The organism is Pseudarthrobacter xylosi (assembly GCF_055412765.1).
Window position 1 is genome coordinate 1 of sequence record NZ_JBVAYT010000021.1, and the last position, 3,354, is coordinate 3,354.

Annotated in this window: 3 protein-coding genes; all 3 read right to left on the reverse strand. The window is 63.7% G+C overall.

The window, feature by feature from the left end:
* Nucleotides 1-88 precede the first annotated feature (88 nt).
* From ACZY1F_RS21210 to ACZY1F_RS21220, 3 genes are read right to left on the reverse strand one after another with little or no spacing between them, the layout of a single operon-like run.
* Nucleotides 89-1,078, reverse strand: coding sequence for a tyrosine-type recombinase/integrase (locus tag ACZY1F_RS21210; RefSeq protein ID WP_252610259.1), 990 nt, complete (start codon nucleotides 1,076-1,078; stop codon nucleotides 89-91).
* Nucleotides 1,075-1,995, reverse strand: coding sequence for a tyrosine-type recombinase/integrase (locus tag ACZY1F_RS21215; RefSeq protein ID WP_463944398.1), 921 nt, complete (start codon nucleotides 1,993-1,995; stop codon nucleotides 1,075-1,077). Before ACZY1F_RS21215 ends, ACZY1F_RS21210 begins: the two co-directional genes overlap by 4 nt.
* On the reverse strand, nucleotides 1,995-3,212 hold the full coding sequence (locus ACZY1F_RS21220; protein ID WP_463944399.1) for a site-specific integrase: 1,218 nt from the start codon (nucleotides 3,210-3,212) through the stop codon (nucleotides 1,995-1,997). Before ACZY1F_RS21220 ends, ACZY1F_RS21215 begins: the two co-directional genes overlap by 1 nt.
* Nucleotides 3,213-3,354: the final 142 nt, after the last annotated feature.

Consider the following 3,354-nt stretch of genomic DNA (forward strand, 5'->3'; position numbering starts at 1 on the left):
ATTCGGATTATGCCGACCTTCGCGTTATGCCGACCTTTTCGCGTGGCTCCTGCTCAGCGGGCTGTTTGGACCGGATTTGTCGGCATAATCACAGGGCCTCGAGGAAGGCCAGGACCGGGTCGTGAGGACGATAGCGGCCAGGGGCGGTGTCCGGAGGTGTGACGCGGGCGATGGCTCGTTCCTTTTGCGACATGTCTGCGTGCAGATAGGCGTTGGTTGAGGAGATCTGTGAATGCCCGAGCCAGAGCGCGATGACCGTCACGTCCACCCCGGAGAGCAGAAGCCGCATCGCCGCTGTATGGCGCAGGGTGTGGGTGGTGACGTGCTTGATTCTCATTGATGGGCAGGTTGCTCCTGCTGTGGCGGTGTAGTGGGTGATCCGGTGTTCGATGGCGTCACGACTGAGTTTCTTGCCGGTGCTTGTGGGGAATAGCGGATCCTCTGGTGACCCACCGCGTTCACGCAGCCATGCTCGAAGAACACCGACGGTGGAGGGTGTGAGCGGGGTGCGGCGCTCCTTGCGTCCCTTCCCGATGCAGTGGATGTTAGCCCCGGGTCCCAGTGACACATCGGCGCACGTGAGCCCGGTCAGTTCCGAGATCCGCAACCCGGTCTGGATGGCCAGAAGGATCATGGTGTGGTCGCGCCGCCCGGTCCAGGTGTCTTTGTTGCACGCGTTCAGGAGTGCGTTGACTTCGGCTTCGCTGAGGAACGTCACGAGGTTGGTGTCGAAGCGTTTGGGCCCGATGGAGAGCACCCGTTGGATCGAGGCCGCGTGTTCCGGGTGGCGCAGGGCCGCGTAGGTGAAGAGCGAGTGGATGGCAGCCAGCCGGTTGTTGCGGGTCCGCACGGTGTTGTGCCGGGCCGTTTCAAGGTGAGCCAGAAAAGCGGCGACGAGAGGGGCGTCGAGCTCACCGAGATCGAGTCCACTGGGTGGCTTGTGTAGTTTGTCGCTGGCATAGCCGAGCAGGAGTCGGAAGGTGGTCCGGTAGGCATCGATCGTGTGCGGGCTGGCGCCACGCTGGCCAAGGAGTCGGTCAGTGAAGAATGCCTGAAGCGTGGGAGCCAAGGCAGTCATGATTGGGCCCCGAATCGGCGGTCGAGCCGTTCGGCGGCTAACGCCATGAGCTCTGGGGCGGCGGAGAGGTACCAGTAGGTGCCCGCCGGGCTGACGTGGCCGAGATAGGTCGATAAGACAGGCACGCCGGCTCCGATATCAGCTCCGGTCCGGTGCCAATCGATGAGCGTTTGGACGGCGAAAGTGTGTCTGAGATCGTGGATGCGCGGCTTCACGGTGGCGGTGCGTAGCCCAATCCCGGTCGTGATGTTATTGAACGTTGCATCAACGCCTTTGACGCGAAGCATGGTCCCCGCGTGCGAGAGGAAGAACGCGGCCGTCTGTGGTGCGGGACAGAGCCTGTCCCGGCGTTGGGCGTAGGAGGCCAGGGCTGCCGTCGTACTCGGATGAAGGGGGATCAATCTGGTCCTGTCGAACTTTGCCTCCGTGACGGTGAGTATGCCGTCGGTGAGGTTGACGTCCTCGCGTAGGAGCCCGGCTGCCTCCCCGAGCCGCAGCCCTGTGACAGCAATGAGGCCAAACAGGGTTTCGTGGGTGAGGGCCCGCAGTTCCGGACGGATCTGAAGGGTCGCTTCAAGTAGTGCTGCGATCTCGTCTTTGGACCACAGATAGGGTGTGGGACGTTGCCGGTGCGTCCCGAAAACGTCCAGCGGAGGGATTTCCGTTGCCGGGTCGATGGTCTTCAGATAGCGGGCGAACCCGCGGGCCGCTCCGAGCCGGTGGGCCAAGGTGATGGGTTGGACATCCTCCGGCTGGCACGCCCATGAGATGGCTAGCTCGGTCGTTAGGGTGCCGGCACCCGAGGCCTCGATGAAGTTTGCCAAGCGGGGAAGAACGTAGCCTTCGAAAACGAGTTTGAAGCCCAGAGCGCGCCGCAGTTCCAGATAGTCCCGGACGTGGCCGACGAGGTCGACCATCACCGCTCACCTCCTGGCCATGGCCGGGCCAGTGCACGGAGACCATCTATGTCCAGACGGGCGTAGAGGGCGGTGCTCTCCAGGCTCCGGTGGCGGAGCACTTGGGCGATCTCGGTCAGAGGAACGCCGGAATTGACCATCTCACAGGCAAGGGTATGGCGCAGGCGGTGGGCACCGATCGGGGCGAGTCCGGCCCGCTGGCAGGCGCGGCGGACGACTGTGGAGATCCCGCCCCGGCCCAGCGCTTCAAGGGGTGCCAAAGACCTGACGAAGACTTCCCGATGAAGCGTTCGCGGGCGTCCCCGCTGGAGGTAGCCGGTGATCGCCTGGCCCACATCAACAGGAAGAGGCAGCCGGTCATCACGGCTGCCCTTGCCATGGACCACGATCAACCCGGCGCGCCAGTCGATGTCTTCGAGGCTGAGCGCGGCGACCTCACTGGCCCGCAGGCCCAGGCGGAGGAGGATGAGCAAGATGGCATAGTCCCTGCGCCCATCACGTCCCCGCCGGTCACAGGTACCAAGGAGCCTCCGCGTGTCGGCGGTGGTGATCCCCGCAGCCAAGGGTGAGCGGCGGCGTCCGGTAATGGTCAGGGCCGCTCCCGAAAGGTCGGCCGGGATCAGTCCCTCGATGAAACAAAAGCGCAGGAACGAGCGCACGGCCACCACGAAGAATTGGGTGGAACCGACCGAGACCATCGCTGCTTCGGCGCGCACGGCATCGGTCACATCCTTGGCCTTCAGATCAGCCAGGACGTCCGATGGCACCTGCTGGGCCAGAAAACGGCGGGCCCGCAACACATAAGCGGTCGCCGTGCACCGGGCCAGCCCCCGCTCCGCAAGCAGGAACCTGTCGAACGAGCCAAGCAGTACATCGACCGGTGAGCCAGGCACGGGTGCCTCGGTCCCGGCCTGGACCACGCCCCGTTCCACGAGGATCTCGATCATTGTGTTGAAGACGCGGGGCGGATACGGGGAAATGCGTCCTGCGGATCGTCTCTCCGAGACGAACTGGCCGACCAGAACGCTCGTCACGTCCGCTGCTGACAATGACCGTTCCTGAAGCCAGCGGCTCCAGTCGGCCGCCATCCTCAGCTCACTGGCTATCGTTAACGGCGCATAGCCCAGATCCTTCAACTTGGATCTGAAAGCAGACGCGAACGGAGCCAACGGCCCCGTCATGCGGACCTTGCTGACCTTGGTTGCCGGGATGCCCATGTCTTCCTCCTTCTTATGGATACCGATGCAAGAAGGATGGCCGAGGCCCTGTGATTATGCCGACAAATCGGGTCCAAACAGCCCGCTGAGCAGGAGCCACGCGAAGAGGTCGGCATAACGCTAAGGTCGGCATAATCCGAAT

What these genes read in the sequence shown, in the direction of transcription:
- ACZY1F_RS21215 (WP_463944398.1), bottom strand. Translation starts at nt 1,995, where the DNA reads ATGGTCGACCTCGTCGGCCACGTCCGGGACTATCTGGAACTGCGGCGC.
- ACZY1F_RS21210 (WP_252610259.1), bottom strand. Translation starts at nt 1,078, where the DNA reads ATGACTGCCTTGGCTCCCACGCTTCAGGCATTCTTCACTGACCGACTC.
- ACZY1F_RS21220 (WP_463944399.1), bottom strand. Translation starts at nt 3,212, where the DNA reads ATGGGCATCCCGGCAACCAAGGTCAGCAAGGTCCGCATGACGGGGCCG.